Raw genomic sequence first — 19,117 nt, forward strand, 5'->3', positions numbered from 1 at the left:
TGGCACGCTTTTTGCGCTAGACTCCCGAGCACACGAACAAGGACGCTCAACCACCATGGCACAGCATCGCAAGCTCATCGCGCTCGGACTGGCGCTCGCCCTCGCTCCGCTGGCCGTCCAGGCCCAGGAACCCGCCGCCACGCCCATCGGGCTGCAGGCGGACGGGGGCTCGGTCCTGGTCAGCAGTGGCGGCGAGTTCGTCCAGGCGGCGCCCGGGCAGGCTGTCGCGCCGGGCCACCGGGTCATGCTGGCCGAAGGCGCCAGCGCGTCGCTGGACTATGGCAACGGATGCCGGAAGGCGATGTCCGAGCCCGGCGTGTACACCGTTACCGCCGTTTGCAATGCCGCCAGCACCCAGCGCGGCTACAGCACCGGCACCGTCGTGGCCGCCGCGGCGGCCGGCGTGGCGGTGATCGCGGCCGTGGCGGGCGGCGGTGGCAGCGACGACCCGACGCCGGTCAGCCGCTGAACACGGGCATCGTCACGCCGCGCGTCACATTCTCCTGATAAAACAAGGGCATCCGCCCGAATGCAGCTTGCATCAGCCACCTCGGCTGCGTAGTCTGTACTGCACTGCAGCATCGCCGGACTCCCCCGTCCCAAGGAAGATTCCATGAACAAGCCACGCATCCTCAGCTTCGCTGCCATCGCCGCCGCCGCGCTCTTCGCCGCTCCCGTGTTCGCCCAGGGCAGCGCCGCCACGCTCCGCGTCGACATCGGCAGCGCCATGGTGAGCAACGGCGGTGAGTTCGTCTCGGCCCCGTCCGGCACCCAGGTGCCCGCCGGCAGCCGCGTGATGCTGGCCGAAGGCAGCCAGGCGACGCTGGTGTATCCGAATGGCTGCACCCAGCCGCTCTCGGCCGCCGGCGTCTACGGCGTGCCCGCCACCTGCGTGGCCGCGGCCGGCAGCAGCGCCGCCGGCGCCACCGGCGCCACCGGCGTGGACGTGGGCGGACTGGCCACCGTGGCCGGCATCGCCGCGGCCGGTGCCGCCGCGCTGGCCACCATGGACGACGTCGAGTACGTCGAACCGGAGCCCGTCAGCCGCTGATACCGGCGTCAGGCAGCAAGATCGGCGGGACGGGGCGACCCCGTCCCGTTTTCGTTGGAGGCAAGGACACCCATGCACGGCGCGGATGCCGACACACACCACGGCGGGCACGCTCTCGACCGCCAGTCCCTTGCGGGGCTGGTGGCGGTGGGCGCGTTGCTGGCGCTGTGCGTGGTCACGGGCGGCAGTTCGCAGGAATCCGGAGCCGGGGTGTTTGCGGCCCAGCTGATGTCGCTTCCGGTGCTCGGCTGGGGGGGCTGGCGCCTGCTGCGCGACACGCACCAGCCGTCCCCTACATATCTGTATGCGTGGCTGGCGTTCGCAGTCGTGCTGCTCGCGATTCCGGCACTGCAGGCCCTGCTTCCTGGCTCCGTGGCCGGCGCAGAGGGCCGACAGGCGCTGGCAGCCGACCTTGCACAGTTCGGTGCCGACGCGCCCGCCCGGTGGTCGCTCGCCCCGGCCGCCAGCCGCGACGCCGCCTTCCACCTGCTGCCTGCGCTCGCCATCTTCGCCATGACGCTCTCGCTGCCGCACGCCGCGCAGCGCCGCCTCGCCCAGCTGGTCGTCGCGCTGGCCATCGCCAGCCTGCTGCTGGGCCTGGCCCAGCTCGGCGCCCCGCAGGAAAGCCCGCTCAATCCCTATCCACAGTGGGCGCCGGCGATGAACGGCTTCTTCGCCAATCCCAACCACCAGGCCACCCTGCTGGTGGTCGCCGCCACCCTGGCCTGCGCCCGGCTGGCGATGGTGGTCGGCGCCTGGCCTCCAGGCCGCCCGCATCGCGTCATGCACGGCGTGGTCGCGGCTCTCGTGATGTTGCTTGCGGCCGTGGCGCTGCCGCTGACCGGTTCGCGTGCCGGCGTGGTGCTGATCATCCTGGCCTGTGCCCTGGTGGTGCTGGCGCACTGGCCGGCCTGGCGCGGCGGGCTACGGAGCCGCGCGGTGCTGGTCGCCAGCATGGCGATTGCCGCCGCGGCGCTGTTCCTCTCGCTGCGCTGGATGCAGGTCGACGCCATCGACGAGCTGCGCGGCCCGCTGCGCGCGCTCACCGGCGAGATCGCCGCGCGCTATGCGCCCATGGGTGCCGGAATCGGCAGCTATGTGCCGCTGTTCGAGCAGGAAGCCCCGCGCGAGCTGCTCATGGCCAACTACGTCAACCACGCCCACAACGAGTACGCGCAATGGTGGCTGGAGGCCGGCGTGCCCGCCGTGGCGGCCATGGCGCTTGGCGCCGTCGCGTTGGCACTGGGCTTGCGTGCGCTGTTGCTCCGGCCGGCGCAGATGCGTGGCCTCGGGGTGACCGCGCTGGTCGCACTGGGCGTGATACTGGCGCACTCGGTCGTGGACTATCCGCTGCGCACCCCGGCCATGCTGGCCGTGGCGGCCGCGCTGGCGGGAATTGCGGCGGGGCAGGCCGTCCAGGCTGCCAGGACACGTAACAGCGCGGGGGGCCGCGAACGTGCAGGCACCGCACACAGATTGCAAAGGGACATGACAACGTGACGCAGACCTTTCCGTCGAAAGACGAGACCCGTATCGCCGTGGTCGGCCTTGGCTATGTCGGCCTGCCGCTCGCCGTGGAGTTCGGCAAGCAGTACGCCACCGTGGGCTTCGACATCAACGCCGCGCGCGTGGCCGAACTGCGCGCCGGCAAGGACAGCACGCTCGAGGTCGAGCCTGATCTCCTGGCCAGCGCCACGCAGCTGGGCTTCACCAGCGACCTGGAAGGCATCCGCGACTGCAATGTGTTCGTGGTCACCGTGCCGACCCCGATCGACAGCGCCCGCCGCCCGGATCTCACCCCGCTGCGCAAGGCGAGCGAGTCGCTGGGCAAGGTGCTGAAGGTCGGCGACACCGTGGTGTATGAGTCCACCGTGTATCCCGGCTGCACCGAAGAAGTGTGCGTGCCGATCCTGGAGCAGGTGAGCGGGTTGACGTTCAATGTCGACTTCTTCTGCGGCTATTCGCCGGAGCGCATCAACCCTGGCGACAAGCAGCACCGCGTCACCACCATCATGAAGGTGACCTCCGGCTCCACGCCGGCGGCCGCGGACTTCGTGGACGCGCTGTACGCCAGCATCATCACCGCCGGCACCCACAAGGCCAGCAGCATCAAGGTGGCCGAGGCCGCCAAGGTCATCGAGAACACTCAGCGCGACCTCAACATCGCCCTGGTCAACGATCTGGCCATCCTGTTCAACAAGCTCGGCATCGACACGCTGGAAGTGCTGGAAGCCGCCGGCACCAAGTGGAACTTCCTGCCGTTCCGCCCGGGCCTTGTGGGTGGGCACTGCATCAGCGTGGATCCGTACTACCTCACGCACAAGGCGCAGGAGGTGGGGCACCACCCGGACGTGATCCTGGCCGGCCGCCGCACCAATGACGGCATGGGCGCATACGTGGCGGGCGAAGTGATCCGGCTGATGGTGCGCAACGGCATCAACCCGGTGCGTGCGCGCATCCTGATCCTGGGTCTGGCGTTCAAGGAGAACTGCCCGGACCTGCGCAATACGCGGGTGGTGGACATCATCGGCGCCCTGCAGGGTTACAACGCGCGCGTGGATGTGTGCGACCCGTGGGTGGATGCGGGCGAGGCGAAGCACGAATACGGGCTGAGTCTGTGCAAGCCGGGCGAGGGCGAGTACGACGCCATCATCGTGGCGGTGGGGCACGAGGAGTTCCGGAAGCTGGGTGCGGCAGGGATCCGCGCGCATGGCAAGCCGGGGGCGGTGCTGTATGACGTGAAGTATGTCTTGCCGCGGGAAGCAGTGGACGGAAGGCTCTGAGCGGAAATGTGCGTGCTTACCACCGGCGCCGCCGGACACATCGGACTCTATAACTGCAGTGCCGAGGTCGAGGCTGGGTACGTAATGGCCGATATATGCGCTCACACTTGGTTCGGCAGTCCCTCCACCCGAGCGGATACTCGCAGGAAGCTGCTTCGGCCACGACGCCTGCCTCACCATGACTAGCGTAGTCGCCCGTCTGCGTGACCGTACCCAGACGCTCAGTAAAAGCCGCTTCATCCGTAACGTGGCCGCCGTGGCGACCGGGGTTGCCGCCGCCCAGGCGATCTCGCTGGCGTTCATGCCGTTTCTCACCCGCCTATACGGCCCTGAAGCGTTCGGCGCGCTGGCCGCGTTCACCGCGGTGGTCAACATCATCACCCCGCTGGCCACGCTGGGGTACGCCAACGCCATTGTCATGCCGGAGACGGAAGAAGAGGCAACCGCCGTTGCCCGGCTATCGCTGGTGTGTGCGGCGTTGGTCGCACCGCTCGCACTGCTCTTTGTAGCTCTCTTCCAATCCGAACTGGCCGCATGGACTGGCTTGGAGGCGTCGCCAGGCTTTCTCTACTTGATCCCGGTTTCACTGTTGCTGGGTGCGCTCCTTTCGGTCGCCAACCAGACCGCCATCCGCGAGGGACTCTTCAAGGCAAAAGCGGGCTCCCATGTCGCTAGTACACTGGTAATGAACATTGGCAAGCTGGCCGGCGGGCTGCTGGTGCCCGTGGGGCTGGTGCTGATTGTCATCTCGATGGTGGGCAAGGCGCTCAATTATTCCATGCTGCTTGCCCGCGTTCCGCGCCAGGGCGCTTTCGAGGTGCGTCGCTGGTTCGGAGCGGCTGGGATACGGCAGGCCGCGAGGGAGCAGCGGGACTTTGCGCTGTACCGGATGCCGCAGAGCGTGATCAACGCGGCCGCCGTTGGCCTGCCGGTCATTCTCCTTTCCGCCTTTTCTGGTTCTGCGGCGGCCGGTCAATACTCCGTGACAGTCCTAGTTCTTGGAGCACCGGTGGTTCTCCTTGGACAGTCTATCGGCGAAGTGTTCTATCCAAAAATTACCGCCGCAATCCGTCGTCGCTCGCATGATGCATGGAGACTAATGCTCAAGGCGACTCTCGTGTTGAGCGGACTGGCAGTGATTGCGTTCGGCATTATCGTGGTATTTGGACCGGAGCTGTTTGCGTTCGCACTGGGCGAAGAATGGCGTGTTGCCGGTCAGTATTCCCGATGGGTTGCCCTATGGCTTGCTTGCGTCTTAGCAACGCGAGCCGTGCTGGCGGCCTTTCCGGCGCTGGGGCTGCAGTCCTACCTGCTTGCGCAAGAGCTGGTGTCGGTCGCCACGCGGTCAGCAGCACTGCTCGTCGGTCTCAACTATTTTGGCTCAGACTTGGTTGCGGTAGCACTCTTCTCCCTTGTTGGCGTCTTTTTGATGGGAGCTCTTGCTGCCGTTGGATTCTGGCGGCTCCATAGGGAATCCAGAGCGTGGATTCACGCGCTACAGCCTGCCCCCCCACCAAGGTCGCCAAAAAACGAATGATCAAAGTAAGCAAAGTATGCACGGAAGACCGGTTTGGAGCAGTCCGAGTCTACTGTGACTATGAGATGCACAGCAGCCAAGAACGCCTCTGGTTCGAGGTCAGCGAAGAACATTTAATTCACATGTCGGTCGAGTGCGGCGATGCCTTCTTTGTCGCTCTCGTCCTCATGGCGCATCTCAGAAGCCAAGATATCTCATTCACCACGCCGGTATCCGCGCGTCTCTACTATGGTGTCACTGAGGTCTTGCTTCCCGCGCTGCGGATTCTGAGCCCAAATCTGCCAGCGATTAGCGTCGTCGCTGAAACAAGGGATTTCCATTTCACTCCGACGGAGTCAGGGACGGCGCTTTCGCTCGGCGTGGACTCGTTTCATGCAATAGCGAGCAGCCTCGATGGACCGTTTCCAGTGACCAGCTTAACGCTGTTCAATAGTGGCGCCTTTGGCGACTATGGCGGTGACGAATCAAGGTCGCTGTTTTGGCGAACCGCCGAAAATGTCGCTGAAGCTGCTTCGGAAATGGGGTTGCCGTTAATACTGATTGACTCGAACATCAGCGAAATTCTGCAGGTGTCGTTTGTGCGCACGCACTCCATTCGTAACTTGTCGTTCGCGCTACTGCTCCCTCGTCTCTTCAGTAAGTTTTACTACGCCTCAGGCTATCCCGTATCCGAATTTCGGTTGGACGCTTCAGTGGTGGCCGCGACCCACTACGATTTACTGATGTCCAAGGCGTTGTGTACTGAAACCCTTGAGGTCATGATCGCAGGTTTGCATGACGACAGGATCGATAAAATTGCATCCATTTCTACATTTCCGCCTGCGCTTCATCATCTGAATGTCTGCGTAATTGCTGAATCAAACCAGTTCCTTGATCAGTCTTTGAGCAGCGTGCGAAATTGCTCCCGATGCTTTAAGTGCGTAAAGACGATGGTTGCGCTTGATGCGCTTGGGCTGCTCGACTCCTACTCGCAGGTCTTTGATCTCGTCTTGTACAGATCTGAACGGACGAGCAACTTAGGCCGGATCCTGTACGACGCCATGAAGCTGAAGAGCGCCCACGCAATGGAGATTGTAAGTGAAGGCAAAAATAGGCCGGGATTTATCCCGCCGCAGGCTTACGGATATGCCGCGATGCGAGGATTTCGAAACCTGCTGCGGAAGTTGCAACGTGACGGACGGACGCCGCCATGAGCGGTAACAACACATCAAAGGGTGGCCAGGAGTGGGCATGATCGTTGGTCTGCTCTCGACGGTGATTCTTATGCAATGTTTCTTGATCGCTTACCCAATCATTGAGCGAAAGTTGCGACAGCGTACCGTCATGCTCAGGGTGGAGGATGCTGCATCAATCAAGAGTGCGGTTGCGCTTGCAGGCAGGAGAATGCTCTCCTCCCGGCGCGTAACGATGTCTTTCAACGACGACGAAAGCCTCTATGCCCTGCTGGCGAAGCTGAAGAACCGTGTACTCGGTAGGCGCACGCATCATGCATATGCCTATTACAACTTCCCCTTTGCCTTTCTCCTCAACGGGCTTCTAGACTATTCAGTCGCCACTGGTGATAGCGATGTGCTCAAAAGAGTGGAGAGCAAGAGCAAGGAGTTTATTGACGAGGCCGGGGTGCTGAAGTTCCCTATCGACAAGCTTGATCAAGCCACCTTCGGTTTGATGTTCCTAACGTTGTTCGAGCTGACTAAAGATGACCGCTACCTCACTGGGGCGCGCCGCATTTTCGAGGAGATGCAAGCCTTCAAGGGAGAGGATGGACTGTACAGATATCGGATAGGGCTGAATGTCTTCTTCATCGACACGGTAGGTCTTCTTTGTCCGTTCTTGGTGCGGTATTCGCAGGTTGCAGGTGTTCCTATAGCCATGGCCGACGCCGAGGCTCAGGTGAAATTCGCTCTTGCTAACTGCGTTGAACCAAGCAAAGGACTGGCAATTCATGCCTACGATCTTGCGAGCGAGCAGGCGCTTGGTTCGGTGAATTGGGCTAGGGGCATGGGTTGGCTCACGCTGGGGCTTTCAGTCGTGGCGCGGGAAGCGCGCGATCCGGCGCTGATGGAGGCCATGCGGCGCTACGCGGATATCCTTGGGGACCTGCGTGAGCCCTACGGATACTGGCCGCAGTTTCTCGGTCACACCAACGACAGGCAGATCGATTCGTCCGGAACTCTGATGTTTCTTCATGCATTCCAGCAGTGCGGCATCTGGAACATTGACGGTGCCGAAGTGAAGTCGCTTGCAGCCCTATGCGTGGATCGGCGGGGTCGCGTGGTGCAGTCGTCCGGCGACACGATCTATATCAACAAGTACTCCCGCCTTAAAGGGCCATCCGAGTTGAGCCAAGGCCTCATGCTCTCCCTGTTGTCGGGATTGAAGCCATGAGGGTTGGCGTGCTCACTCTCCCGCTTTGGCACAACTACGGTGGCATTCTGCAGGCGTATGCATTGCAGGTTGCACTTCGCCGCCTTGGAATGGATGCGGTGCATATCGACGTCCAGAGAGAAGAGCCTGCGTCAGCGGCAGGCGCATGGCGCAACATCAAGCGGATGGCCAGGCGCCGCCTGCGCGGCAACGCTTCGCCCTATTACCCGAACTGGCGGGAGAGGGCGATCATCTCCCGTCACACCAGGGCGTTCGTCGATAAAGAGATCGTCCCTTCAACCGGCGCTGTCTCGTTTAATGATCTCGCATCGGTCAGCCAGGAGTTGGACGCGATCGTTGTCGGCAGTGACCAGGTATGGCGCCCGGAGTATGCGCCTGAGCTTGCCGCCTACTTTCTTGAGTTCGCTGCGGCCGGCATCGGCAAGGTTGCCTACGCTGCATCGTTCGGAACTGCGGATTGGAGGTTCGACGAACAGCAGACGCGCAGGATTGCGAACGCGCTGGACGGGTTCGATGCAGTCTCAGTCCGCGAGGCCAGTGCCGTCGACCTTCTCCGGGATAATGTTGGCTTTGAATCGGCGCAGGTGTGCGACCCCACCATGCTGCTTGAAGCCGCAGACTATCGGGCGCTGCTCGATCAGGAGCCCCAGTCTCCGGCTTTCGATGATGGCGTCTTCGCCTATGTCCTAGACGCGTCGGAGCCACGCATGGCCAGCCTCCCAGGTATCGCCGGAAGGCTGTCCTTGCCATTGTTCACCATGATGCCTCGGCCGTTCGACGAAGGATTCAGGAAGCAGCCGGATCACTACGTGTTTCCGCCCGTTTCTCATTGGCTGGCCGCCTTCGACGCGAGTCGATTCGTGGTTACGGATTCCTTCCACGGCTGCGTCTTTTCGATAATCTTCAACAAGCCTTTCGTCGCCGTGGCCAACCCTGAGCGGGGGCGCGCGCGGTTCGAGTCATTGCTTGAGGCTTTCGGCCTTTCCGACCGGCTGGTCGAGGACAGTGCGCAGGTCACGGACGAATTGGTCCAACGGCCAATCGACTGGATTCAAGTGAACCAGAGGCGCCTAGCGTTGCGTGATCAGGGCATAGCATTTCTCTCACGAAGCCTGGCAGGAATGCACGCGCGATGACTATGCCTAGCGTGTCGGTGATAGTGCCGGTGTACAACGGTGAGAGGTTCATTGAGGAGTGTCTTCGCAGCATCTCCGGGCAGCGACTCGATGATGTCGAGATCATCGTGGTCGACGATGGATCAACGGACGGCACTGCCGCCATATGCCGCGAATACGTGGCGAAGGAGCGGCGTGCCAGGTTCATTCAGAAGGAAAACGCAGGCGTATCCGCTGCCCGCAACAGCGGGCTTGATCTTGCCAAGGGCAGGTACATCGCGTTTGTCGATGCTGATGACTGGGTGACAGAAGATGGCCTGGTCCATTTGCTCGGCAAGGCCAATGCCAGCGGCGCCGACATAGTCATGGGCGACTATCTGATCTTCGACAACGGCCGGACTGTAAGGCAGACCCTCGCCCCGGTGAACACAGCGCAACAGGTTCTGACCAGGGTCCTGTCCGGGGAGTATCACAGTGCTCTATGGAACAAGCTGGTGCGGCGCGAGCTCATGCTGACAGCCCGCTTTCCTGAGGAGATCGGCTATCTCGAAGATTCTGTTGTCCTGTCCCGCATTCTGGTGAACGGACAGCCCGGGGTGGCCTTCGTCAACGAAGTTGTTTATGTCTACAGGCAGCACGGCGACGCAGTAACGCTTTCGGGCGGACGAAAGCTGCTTGATCTGTTGACGGCGCATCGGCTGATCGCCGAGTGTTTGCAGGAATTCGGAGTTGAGGATGCAGCCAGGGAGGTCCTGCCGGACAAGATCCATCGTGGGACATGGTTCGTGCTCACGATGATCGACGAGAGCGTTCTGGACGAAGCTGTCTCGCAAGCAAGGCTTCACTTTCACGCAACCAGGACGCAGAGAAGGTTCGCTTCCGCCGGAATCAAGCCGATGATTTTGAATGGATTGCTTCGGCTTCCGCAGCCAATTGCGGTCGCAGGCTTTCGTGCGGTTCGTGGGGTGTTGACGTTTGCGTCTCCGGCTAGGCGAAAGCTAGTCAGGCAGGCGAGATCTGCCTCAAACGGAGCAGGCTAGGATGGCGCAGTACATTTTTGCTTTGACCCGGAGCCCTGGGGATTCCGCCCCTTTGCGTCAGCGAATGCAGGAGATCTGCGCCGAGCTGACGCCGGACCTCATTCGTGATCAGTGCCAGACCGTGGTTGCCGACTGGCCCGGGGTTCCTGCTGCTTGTTACGCCATCCAGAACTGCGATGGTGTCGCTATTCCGGATGCTGGACAGATGGTGATCGGCTGGGCCGTGGGTGCGCCCGAGGCTGCCACGTCGCAGGTCGGTGTCGAATCCGACGGCTACTACGCCGTGGTCAAGGCCGCGCAGGATGCCGTGTCGTTCTTTACCGACCAGTTCGGCTCGCGCTCGCTGTGGTACTACACCGATGAGCGGCTACTCATCGTGTCAACTTCGCAACGGGCAGTGGTTGGCCTGAAGGGCCGTTACTGTCGCAATGACGAAGCCTTGGCGTGGTTCTTGTCATCCGGGAGCCAAGGGCCATTCATTTCGTGGGATCGGGAAGTCCATCAGGTCCGCCCTGGCCAGGAGTACGTGTTCGACGTCGCGTCCTGGACGCTGGCGGAGCGGGCGAAGCCGGGGATGGAGCTTCCTGATTCCGGCACCATGCGCATGGACGAGTACCTGCAGGAGTTCGAACGGCAGGTCTCCGGGACACTGTCCAGCATGGTCAGCGAGTCCGGTCCGAGTGAGACCCTGCTGCCGCTGTCCGGCGGGCTGGACAGTCGCCTGTTGCTTGGACTTTGCCGGAGCGTCGGGATCGAGGACAAGGTCACGCTGGTCAACTGGGGCGTGCCGGCAGCGAAAGGCGTGTTTGACGACAAGGTCGCCGCACGGCGCGTGGCTCGCGCCTATGGTAAGCCGCTAATGGACCTGGCGCTGCCAGCCAAGCCGGAGAGTCATGACGAGGTGCTTGAGCGATTCGCTAGGGAAAGCGAGGGGCGGATCGATCACTTCAACGCCTATACGGATGGGTTCGCAATGTGGGCTGGTTTCTTTCATGGTGGATTCCGGAGTGTGGTACGTGGAGATCTGCCATACACGGAAGGCCTCGATCTGGATGAGGTGCAGTCGAGGTCACATATCGGAGTCGAGCCTTTCTCGGATTACGTGAATCAGGGCGCCTTCCCTCTGGAAGACTACGTGCGTCTTCAGCAGCCATACGACATTTCGCGGCAGCAGGGAGAGTCGTATCTTCGCTGGCGTGATCGGCTCTATGTGGAGTGGAGGATGCCGCTGGTTATCTCGGCGTTCTCTGATTTGATGAGTGGATATGCGGAAAGCCGGACTCCTATGGTGAACTGGTCACTGTTCAGGCAGTACATGGCCTTGCCCGACAGCGCGAAAGGGAGCAAGACTCACATCAAGGCGCTTTGGAAAAGGCACGATCGTACCGGGGTGCCGAGCCATGCCACGGGTTCGCTGCGCTCGCTTTCAGACTTCTTCAAGGGCGAGGCCGGTACCCGCTATCTCGATGACGGACTGGGCCGCTGCAGGGAGCGCGGCAGGTTTTCGTCGGAGTTGGTGAGTGCCGTCAAACAAGGGCTGGAACAGGAAGCCGCCGCCACGGGTGGACCTGCGGCAAGCGGCCTTCTTGCGCAGGCAAGAAGCTGGGTATCGGACCACGTGCCGGACATGCTGAAAGCGCATCTCAAAGCCAGGCGTGTCAAGCGCCTTTCGGCGACCACGCTTGCCTACAGGATGGTTCTGGCTGACAAAGTGATTGGGATGTACGAGGCCTCGGCAAGCCTCGGTGAGGAGCCTGATCGATGAGCATGCAGCGCGTACTCCACATCGTTGGCCGCATGGATCGTGCCGGCGCGGAGACCATGGTGATGAACCTATACAGGGAGATCGACAGGTCGCAGTTCCAATTCGACTTCGTGTACTTCACCGCCGAACCCTGCGACTACGATGCCGAGATCGAGGCGTTGGGGGGGCGGATCCACCGGATTGCTGCAGGTAATCCAGTTGCGCGATTTTTCGCGCTGTTGCGGCTGTTGCGTGCCGGCTCTTGGTCCGTCGTCCATTCGCACACACTGCTCAGCAGTGGGCTTCATCTCGCGGCTGCTCGCATGGCAGGGGTGCCGCGTCGTATCGCACATGCGCACAGCACCCGGGATGGCACCACCATCAGCCCGACAAGGGGGCTTTACCAGCGACTGATGCGCCGATTGCTTGCATGGGCACCAACTTCGTATGTGGCCTGCGGCAAAGCTGCGGCTGGTTATCTTTTTCCTGGGCGACGCAATGTCACCGTGATTCCCAACTCGATCGACATCGACCGCTTTGCCGGTGCGTCGGGAACCCACACCCGCAGCGAACTGGACGTGTCCGGTGATTGCATGGTGGTCCTGCAGGTGGGGCGCCACATGCCGGTGAAGAACCATGCATTCTCGGTGCAGGTGGCCGTCGCGCTGAGAGAGGCGGGCGTGGACTACCGGATGCTGTTCGTCGGCACGGGACCTGAGCAGGCCGCCATCGAGACACTGATCCAGGCGCATGGCTTGCAGGACCAGGTGCTCCTGCTCGGGCTGCGAGAGGACATTCCTGAGCTGATGGCGGCCGCGGATGTGATGCTGATGCCCTCGCTGCACGAGGGGTTCCCGGTAGTGCTGGTGGAGTCGCAGGCGGCGGGGTTGCCAGCCCTGGTGTCCAGCGCGATCTCCCCCGAGGTGGATCTGGGCCTGGGCTTGATCGAGATGGTCGGGCTGGATGTTCCGGCGGCGCTATGGGCGCAGGCGGGTCGACGGATGGCGGTTGCCAGAGTGCCGGAGCAGGGCGTCAGGAGCGGTGCACTTGCGGAACGGGGGTTCTCTTCCGCATCCGGGGCGCGTCTGCTTGAGGGAGTCTACGGCTCAGCATGATTCCCTATCTCCTACTTCTGTTGTTTGTCGTGGTCGTGAGCTATGTCGGCCGCAGATCTGGCAGTTACGGTGTCCGCAGGATCAGCTTGTTCGTAGTGGGCGCGGCGCTCGTATTGTTTGCGGGGCTTCGTGACAGGCGGATAGGAACCGACACCGGCACCTATATCCGGCACTTCCATGCCAGCGAAAGTATCGACATTGTCGGGGAGCGTCAGGACTGGGGCTATTACCTGCTCTCCTGGTTTGCCCGGACCCTGTCCGAATCCTATGCCGTCCTTCTGCTGCTGATCGCAGTCGTGGTCGTGGTCTGTTACATGACGACGATCACTCGCGTCGTCCGGCGCTATGAGACAGCGATCTACCTGTTCGTTGCCTTGAGTGTGTACACCTTCTTCTTCAACGGCGCGCGGCAGGGAATCGCGGCGGCGATCTGCTTCCTGGCGCTTCCATTTCTGCTTGAGCGGAGGCTATGGCCGTACATTGCGCTGATAGCAGTCGCGGCGACGTTCCACCGCACGGCATTGATTGCCCTGCCACTCTACTGGCTGGCTTCACCTCAAGTGGGATGGAGACGCCTGTCTGGCATCGGAGTTGCTACCGCCGCGACGGTTGCGTTCCTAGGCGTGTTCGTAGGACTGGCAGCGGAGCTCCTGAGTGATCGTTACGCCAGATACGCAGATGCAGGCGAGGGCGGCGGCGAGGTCTGGGTGGCTTACCTCGTGGGCCAAGGTGCCATGCTGTATTGGTTCAAGTCGATCGTGCCTGATCGAAATGGTTGGTATGCGCGGTTGCTGAACATCTACCTGGTGGGCCTGGTGCCGGCAGTGGCCTCAACCCTGTCGTCGGTGGATCCATCCGGCATCCTGCGCCTGCATCTCTACTTCAGCCCTGTCGCCATCCTGCTATGGCCGATGGTGTTCGAGCGGCTCGGAACGACACCATTGCGGGGATTGTTGGCGCTTGGATTCGGTGGCGTAACGTTCGCGTTCTTCTTCCTGACCACATCTACCTTCAGCGGCCTTGCGCCCTATCGGCTGAATACGAGCATCTTTGCATGGTAAGCAAGCCTCTCCCTTCGGTCACGATCGGAATTCCATTCCACAACGCCGAACCGTTTCTGCTCGATGCCATACGGTCCGTGTTCGCGCAGACGCACGAGGATTGGGAGCTGATCCTGATGGACGATGGGTCGACTGACCGTTCCCTTGATGTTGCAAGGTCGATCAAAGACCCGCGTGTGCGCGTTTATTCCGACGGGGAGAACAAGCGGCTTGCATCAAGATTGAACCAGATCCATCGTTTGGCCAAGTACGACTTTGTCGCGCGCATGGACGCAGATGACATGATGTCGCCAAAGCGAATTGAGCGTCAGGTCAGCTTCTTGGTAGATCATCCCGAGGTGGATCTGGTGTCGACAGGTGTATGTACGATTTCCGACTCCGGGATGCCTGTAGCCAGGCGTGCTCCCCCAATTGGCGGCTGTCGCCGTTTAACGGCTCGGGAGGCGCTGCTTGGTAAAACTGGAATCGTTCACGCATCGATCGTTGCCCGGAAAGATTGGGTGCTCAGAAATGCGTACGACGAACAAGCGAAGCTGTCGCAGGACTACAAGCTGTGGGTGTCTGCAGCGCTGAAGGAAGATCTTTCTGTCGGCTTCATCAAGGATCCACTTTATTACTATCGTGAAGAAGGGAGCGTCACGCCACAGAAGATGCTGTCCGGATACAGTACGCGGCGGAAGGCGTTGTCCGAACATGCGAAGGGGCTCCTTCCATCACATCAGATTGCCGCTGCTTACGCGTCGTCTTATTTTAGGTCTGGCGTGGTGGTTCTATCTCGGATGATGGGCGTCTCCAAGTATCTTGTCAGGTTCCGCAGTGCCAGCCTTCTGGCGGAAGAAGAGGCAGAGGAGATTAGGCAAAAGATCGCCCTGGTGCGAGATCATTGATTGGCCTTGTCTCAGACAGACAGACTACGCAGCCGCGCTGGGTGTCGTGGTTGGCTAGGCTTGCGTTGGCCGCAGCCTCCCCGATTCTTGCAGGTGCGATACTGCTTTCCAGTTCGCAGATAGGTCGCCTGCGCAGCGCATGGCCCTGGCTTGGTTTGAAGATCGATCAGACCGAAAAGCTGTGGCCAGCCGTGGATATGGTGCATGTGGCGCTATTTGGAGGTCTGGGGGTCTTGCTGATTCTGGCGTTCCCGACAGTTCGTCTGCGTGCGTTGTTTCTGGTGCTTGCGGTGCTAGCAGTGCTGACCGAGTTCGTGCAGATCTGGATCCCGGGGCGGACTGCCAGCATCGACGAAGTCCTGCTTGACCTGGCCGCTGGGTTGGCGGGGATGGGGGTCGCGTGGGCGCTTGTGGTCGTGGTGGGTTGGAGGCGGTCGGCACTGTAAAATCCAGAGAATCTTGCGGAGAAAGCATGGGGCCAAAGCTTCAGGGCCTTCAGGTGGATACAGCGCGTGCGCATCAAGCCCGTTCCCGATATTCCAGAAAGTCTTCTCGAAGTCGCTGCGCTTGGCAATCTGGTTCCGTTCGTCGGAGCCGGGGTGTCGAGGCGGGCCGGCGTGGCATCCTGGGCCGACCTTGCAGACAGGGCCATAGACGCTCTGGTCGAGGGGAAAGTGATGAGCCCGCTCCAGCGGAAGCAGTTGGCGAATCAGACTCCTCGCCTCAAGCTCTCGCTGGCGGAGATCACCGCCCGTGAAAGTGGTATCTCGATACCGTACAAGTCGATCCTGCAACCACCGGGTTGGAGTGAGAACCCGGAGGGTCGTCGGATCTACACTGGGCTGAGTTCGATCGCTCGTCAGTTCGTCACGACGAATTACGACGAATGGCTCGACGTTACGCTGCCGCAAATGGGAGGGCCAAGCGCCGGGGCGGCGAACGGCGGAATATCGATCCCACCCCGTGAGCGACTCTACCTGCCGGAGCATATGGACTTCGCCAGGTTTCGTCAGTCGAACTGTGTGGTGCATTTGCACGGGTCAGTGACAGACACCAGAAACATGGTCTTGACCACGAGCGATTACATCCGGCTGTACGCGTCCGACCGTGATCGGGTGGGCGGTCGAGGCGAGAATCCGGTTCTCAGCTTCCTTACGCTTCTCTTCGAATTGCGCAATGTTCTGTTCATCGGCTACGGGCTGGAGGAGTTGGAGATTCTCGAGTACGTGATACTCAAGTCCCGGACTCGAGGCGATCAGCCGAAGGAGATGAAGCACTTCATCCTTCAGGGCTTCTACTCTGTCGAAGCCGAGCTCTGCAAGGCGCTGAGCAAGTATTACAGCGATTGGGGAATCGCTTTGATCCCGTTCTCATTGGATGACGCCGATTGGGCACAACTCACGGAAGTGGTGGATCAGATTGCTTCCGAAGTACCTACGGCCCAAGAACCGGCATTGGCCATGCGCGCCGACATGCAGAGGCTCCTCCATGGCTGAGCTGACCAAGAACCAGAAGGGATTGGTCGCGCTGATGGCGGTGAATGACCAGAATGCTGCGCAAGGATTCAACCTGCTTGCGACCTATGAGCGGCCAGAGGACTTTCTGGACGAGCTTGTTCACGCAGGCATGTTCTCTCCCGAGAAGAACCCGTCACCACGGCCAGCAGATGCGGCGGGCGGTGGCTTGTTTCTCCCTTCCTGGCCGGCGATGGACTATCTCACCCGCGTGGGGAAGGTCGCCTCGGCGAGAAGCGATGTGTCGTTGGGTACTCAGCTTGTCGGCATCGTCCGTGCAATTTCCGCCTATCGAGATGGGAATGGCGATCGCATCGACAACTACTACACAAGTGCTGCCTCGGCCGAGATCTTTGGACTGGTCCCGCCGCAGTGCGTCACGCTTGCTGATATCGAGTTTGTTGCCGACTGGCTTGGGGGCGACTGGAACAATGGAATGGTCGTGAAGGAACTCGATGACGGGCTCTTCACCTCACATCTTCGCCAGCCTGCGGAACAGTCCAGGACCAAGCTTGTCAGATTGTTGGAGATCGTCACTTCACTAAGACCAGATGTTGAAGGGAGCGACCTGAGTGGCAAAGCGAAGTCGGTCGCAGACCCCTACTGGCTTGAGCAACTCCTCAAGCATCACGCCTCCGAAATCGGCCGTATCGTCAAAGAGCCCGGCGTATCTTGTTTGATGACTCGAACAGAAGAAGCGTTCGGTGTCGGCGACAAGGCGGAGCGGAGCTGGATGAGGAGGCCTGCGGTCGAGGAGCATGAGCAGAACCACGACTGGGACCATGTTCGAAATGCACTCGTCGTCGCGGCCCGCGACTCACTGCAGGCATGGCTGGCAGCGGAGCCAGGCGCGGCGTCAGGCTATGTGGCACGAGCCCTCGCATCTCCCCATCAGATCGTTCGCCGGATCGGTATTCATACATGCAGGTTGAACTGGGCGCTCCTTTCCGGTGTCTTCTTTGGCCAGATGAATCAGGACACATTCCGCCCCGGCCACCTGCACGAGCTCTATTTGCTGCTGAAACAGCACTTCGCAGACATGGACGATCCTGAGCGACGGAAGGTACTTGACGCCATTGCAGCCTTGACTGTGGGCGAGCAGGGCGCGGATCTGGAGCAGGCGCGCTATCGTCAGCGGAACTGGCTCCATGCCATCCAAGGTAGAGGCAATAACGAGGCTGATGTTGCCTTCGCGCGTGTGTCGGATGGGATGGACCATGAGATTCGGGACTACCCTGACTTCCTCTCCTATCACCAGATGTCGATTGGTGCCGGCCCGAGCCCGGTTGAGGATGCCGAGATCATCGCGGCAGCCTCGGAAGGACGACTGGTTCAGCTTGTCGACGAGTACGAGCCACCGTTCCACCCGCTGGCGTCACCCAGAAAGGCATTATTGGACTCAGTCGCCAACGCGGCCACCAGGTCGCCAGGTGACTTTCTCCGGTACCTGGACTGGGCACAGCCAATGTCTCGGCGGTTGCAGTACGCGTTGTTGGCGGGGCTTGGAGAGGCGGTCAAGCGTGCCGAAGGATCCGAGCGGCACATTGACGCGGATGCTCTCGCGGATACCTTGCTTGCGGCTTATGGCACTCTGCTGTCGGATCCCGCCTTCTGGAGTGAGGTTGTCGACGAGAACGATGACTTTGAGCCTGATCGGGATTGGATCCCTCCCATCGTAGTAGAGTTCGTTACCTGGCTGTGCAGCAAGGACGATCTGCGATTTGACGAAACGCGTGAAGCGCAGTGCGTCGACGTTGTCCGGTCGGCGCTTGAGCAGACAGAGGGGCTCAATGACGCTGATGACGCGCTGACGGCGGCGATCAACAGCCCGCGAGGGAAGGCGCTTGAGGCACTCTTCGCGGTACTGCTTCGCGTGTGCCGCGATGCAGACAGGTGCCAGGATGGTCATGCCGAACGATGGGAAGAGTTCCGTCCCTTGCTTGAGGCCGAGCTCCAGCATGTCGGCACGGGACATCTTGAGGTCTACGCTCTGATGGCTAGTCGCATCCAGCAGTTGCTTTACGTTGACGCTGATTGGGTGACGCGAAACATTTCATCGATGTTCCCGGAGGGTGGCAGCAGGTTCCGGGCCGCTGTCATCGGCCTTGGGTACGCAAGTTCCTCTGCCGCCATCTACACGACGCTTATGGCCGCGGATGTTCCCGCTCGGGTCCTGCTGTCGAATGAAATCGACGGGGCGGCGCGAGACAGGATGATCGAACGAGTTGCTCTCGCCTACATTTGGGGGCAGGAACCCATTGATGGAGGCTTGATTGGCCGCTTGTTTGACGAAGCGCATTTCGATGATGTTCGTGAGATGGCGCGTGCTGTTGGCCGATGGACTGATCAGAGGCTTTCCGAAGATCAACGAGTGAGAGCGCTGGCGTTTGGCGCAAGATGCGCAGCGTTCGCCAACGACGCACCTGCGGAGCGCAAGTCATTGCTTGCCGAGGTGGCTCAGTATCTCGCGTTCAGGCTGCCGCCAAATGCTGAAGACCTCGGCTGGCTGCTTACTGCGACGCCTTTCGTCACAGAGCATCATGGCCTGTACGAATTCATGGAGTCTGCTGCTCAAGTTGCGGAGACTGAGCCAAAGACTGCGCTCAAGCTCATGCAGGCGCTCGCCAAAGGCCGGCCGCTTCACTACGACCATGAAGGCAGAATCGAGCGAACCTTGCGTTTGATCGCTGCAGACGGACTGCGAGTCGAGGTGGTTCGTGTGATCGATCAAATGTCCGAAAATGGAGTCTTGCCGGGTCTGCTTGCCTTGTATGAGGAACTCGCGCGGTGAAAGGTGTTGGTAGCGCGGATCCGCTGTTGATCGTTCGATGATTAGCATTTCCGAATTAGAGGGGAAAGTGCCGATTACTCTTTCTGTGCCG

The 19,117-nt window shown here is 61.1% G+C and carries 16 protein-coding genes; all 16 read left to right on the top strand.

The window, feature by feature from the left end; translation table 11 throughout:
* Positions 1 to 55: 55 nt before the first annotated feature.
* The 16 genes from JGR68_RS06095 (at position 56) to JGR68_RS06170 (ending at position 19,026) form a co-directional block, all read left to right on the top strand.
* A complete protein-coding gene (locus JGR68_RS06095) occupies positions 56 to 469 on the top strand; it encodes a hypothetical protein (protein ID WP_199361614.1) in 414 nt (137 codons plus the stop codon).
* Positions 470 to 613: 144 nt separating this feature from the next.
* Complete coding sequence (locus tag JGR68_RS06100) at positions 614 to 1,051, top strand: hypothetical protein (protein WP_199361613.1); 438 nt, start codon at positions 614 to 616, stop codon at positions 1,049 to 1,051.
* Between the two features lie 72 nt (positions 1,052 to 1,123).
* Positions 1,124 to 2,551 carry an O-antigen ligase family protein gene (locus JGR68_RS06105; protein ID WP_199361612.1) on the top strand — a complete coding sequence of 476 codons (1,428 nt, stop codon included), beginning with the start codon at positions 1,124 to 1,126 and terminating at the stop codon, positions 2,549 to 2,551.
* The gene (gene tviB, locus JGR68_RS06110; RefSeq protein WP_199361611.1) at positions 2,548 to 3,834 is read left to right on the top strand and encodes a Vi polysaccharide biosynthesis UDP-N-acetylglucosamine C-6 dehydrogenase TviB; all 1,287 of its coding nucleotides are present in this window, start codon (positions 2,548 to 2,550) and stop codon (positions 3,832 to 3,834) included. Before JGR68_RS06105 ends, tviB begins: the two co-directional genes overlap by 4 nt.
* A gap of 178 nt (positions 3,835 to 4,012) precedes the next feature.
* Positions 4,013 to 5,371, top strand: a complete 1,359-nt coding sequence (locus JGR68_RS06115; protein ID WP_199361610.1) for a lipopolysaccharide biosynthesis protein — start codon at positions 4,013 to 4,015, stop codon at positions 5,369 to 5,371.
* A 65-nt stretch (positions 5,372 to 5,436) separates the two neighbouring features.
* On the top strand, positions 5,437 to 6,564 hold the full coding sequence (locus JGR68_RS06120; RefSeq protein ID WP_199361609.1) for a hypothetical protein: 1,128 nt from the start codon (positions 5,437 to 5,439) through the stop codon (positions 6,562 to 6,564).
* A 37-nt stretch (positions 6,565 to 6,601) separates the two neighbouring features.
* Positions 6,602 to 7,759: a glycoside hydrolase family 88 protein gene (locus tag JGR68_RS06125; RefSeq protein ID WP_199361608.1), complete on the top strand. Its 1,158-nt coding sequence runs from the start codon at positions 6,602 to 6,604 to the stop codon at positions 7,757 to 7,759.
* Positions 7,756 to 8,895 (top strand): polysaccharide pyruvyl transferase family protein, encoded by a 1,140-nt coding sequence (locus tag JGR68_RS06130; RefSeq protein WP_199361607.1) that lies wholly within the window; start codon positions 7,756 to 7,758, stop codon positions 8,893 to 8,895. The genes JGR68_RS06125 and JGR68_RS06130 overlap by 4 nt, the downstream gene beginning before the upstream one ends.
* A 2-nt stretch (positions 8,896 to 8,897) precedes the next feature.
* Positions 8,898 to 9,914 (top strand): glycosyltransferase, encoded by a 1,017-nt coding sequence (locus tag JGR68_RS06135; RefSeq protein ID WP_235974042.1) that lies wholly within the window; start codon positions 8,898 to 8,900, stop codon positions 9,912 to 9,914.
* A gap of 1 nt (position 9,915) precedes the next feature.
* On the top strand, positions 9,916 to 11,679 hold the full coding sequence (locus JGR68_RS06140) for a hypothetical protein (RefSeq protein WP_199361605.1): 1,764 nt from the start codon (positions 9,916 to 9,918) through the stop codon (positions 11,677 to 11,679).
* Positions 11,676 to 12,773, top strand: a complete 1,098-nt coding sequence (locus JGR68_RS06145; RefSeq protein WP_199361604.1) for a glycosyltransferase — start codon at positions 11,676 to 11,678, stop codon at positions 12,771 to 12,773. The genes JGR68_RS06140 and JGR68_RS06145 overlap by 4 nt, the downstream gene beginning before the upstream one ends.
* Complete coding sequence (locus JGR68_RS06150) at positions 12,770 to 13,834, top strand: EpsG family protein (protein WP_199361603.1); 1,065 nt, start codon at positions 12,770 to 12,772, stop codon at positions 13,832 to 13,834. The genes JGR68_RS06145 and JGR68_RS06150 overlap by 4 nt, the downstream gene beginning before the upstream one ends.
* Positions 13,828 to 14,721, top strand: a complete 894-nt coding sequence (locus JGR68_RS06155) for a glycosyltransferase family A protein (RefSeq protein ID WP_199361602.1) — start codon at positions 13,828 to 13,830, stop codon at positions 14,719 to 14,721. Before JGR68_RS06150 ends, JGR68_RS06155 begins: the two co-directional genes overlap by 7 nt.
* A 65-nt stretch (positions 14,722 to 14,786) precedes the next feature.
* Positions 14,787 to 15,167, top strand: coding sequence for a VanZ family protein (locus tag JGR68_RS06160; protein WP_199361601.1), 381 nt, complete (start codon positions 14,787 to 14,789; stop codon positions 15,165 to 15,167).
* Positions 15,168 to 15,233: 66 nt separating this feature from the next.
* Entirely contained in the window at positions 15,234 to 16,217 is a 984-nt protein-coding gene (locus tag JGR68_RS06165) for an SIR2 family protein (RefSeq protein ID WP_199361600.1), read from the top strand.
* A complete protein-coding gene (locus JGR68_RS06170) occupies positions 16,210 to 19,026 on the top strand; it encodes a hypothetical protein (RefSeq protein ID WP_199361599.1) in 2,817 nt (938 codons plus the stop codon). The genes JGR68_RS06165 and JGR68_RS06170 overlap by 8 nt, the downstream gene beginning before the upstream one ends.
* Positions 19,027 to 19,117: the final 91 nt, after the last annotated feature.

The sequence above is a fragment of the Luteimonas sp. MC1750 genome, assembly GCF_016615955.1.
Taxonomy (GTDB): domain Bacteria; phylum Pseudomonadota; class Gammaproteobacteria; order Xanthomonadales; family Xanthomonadaceae; genus Luteimonas.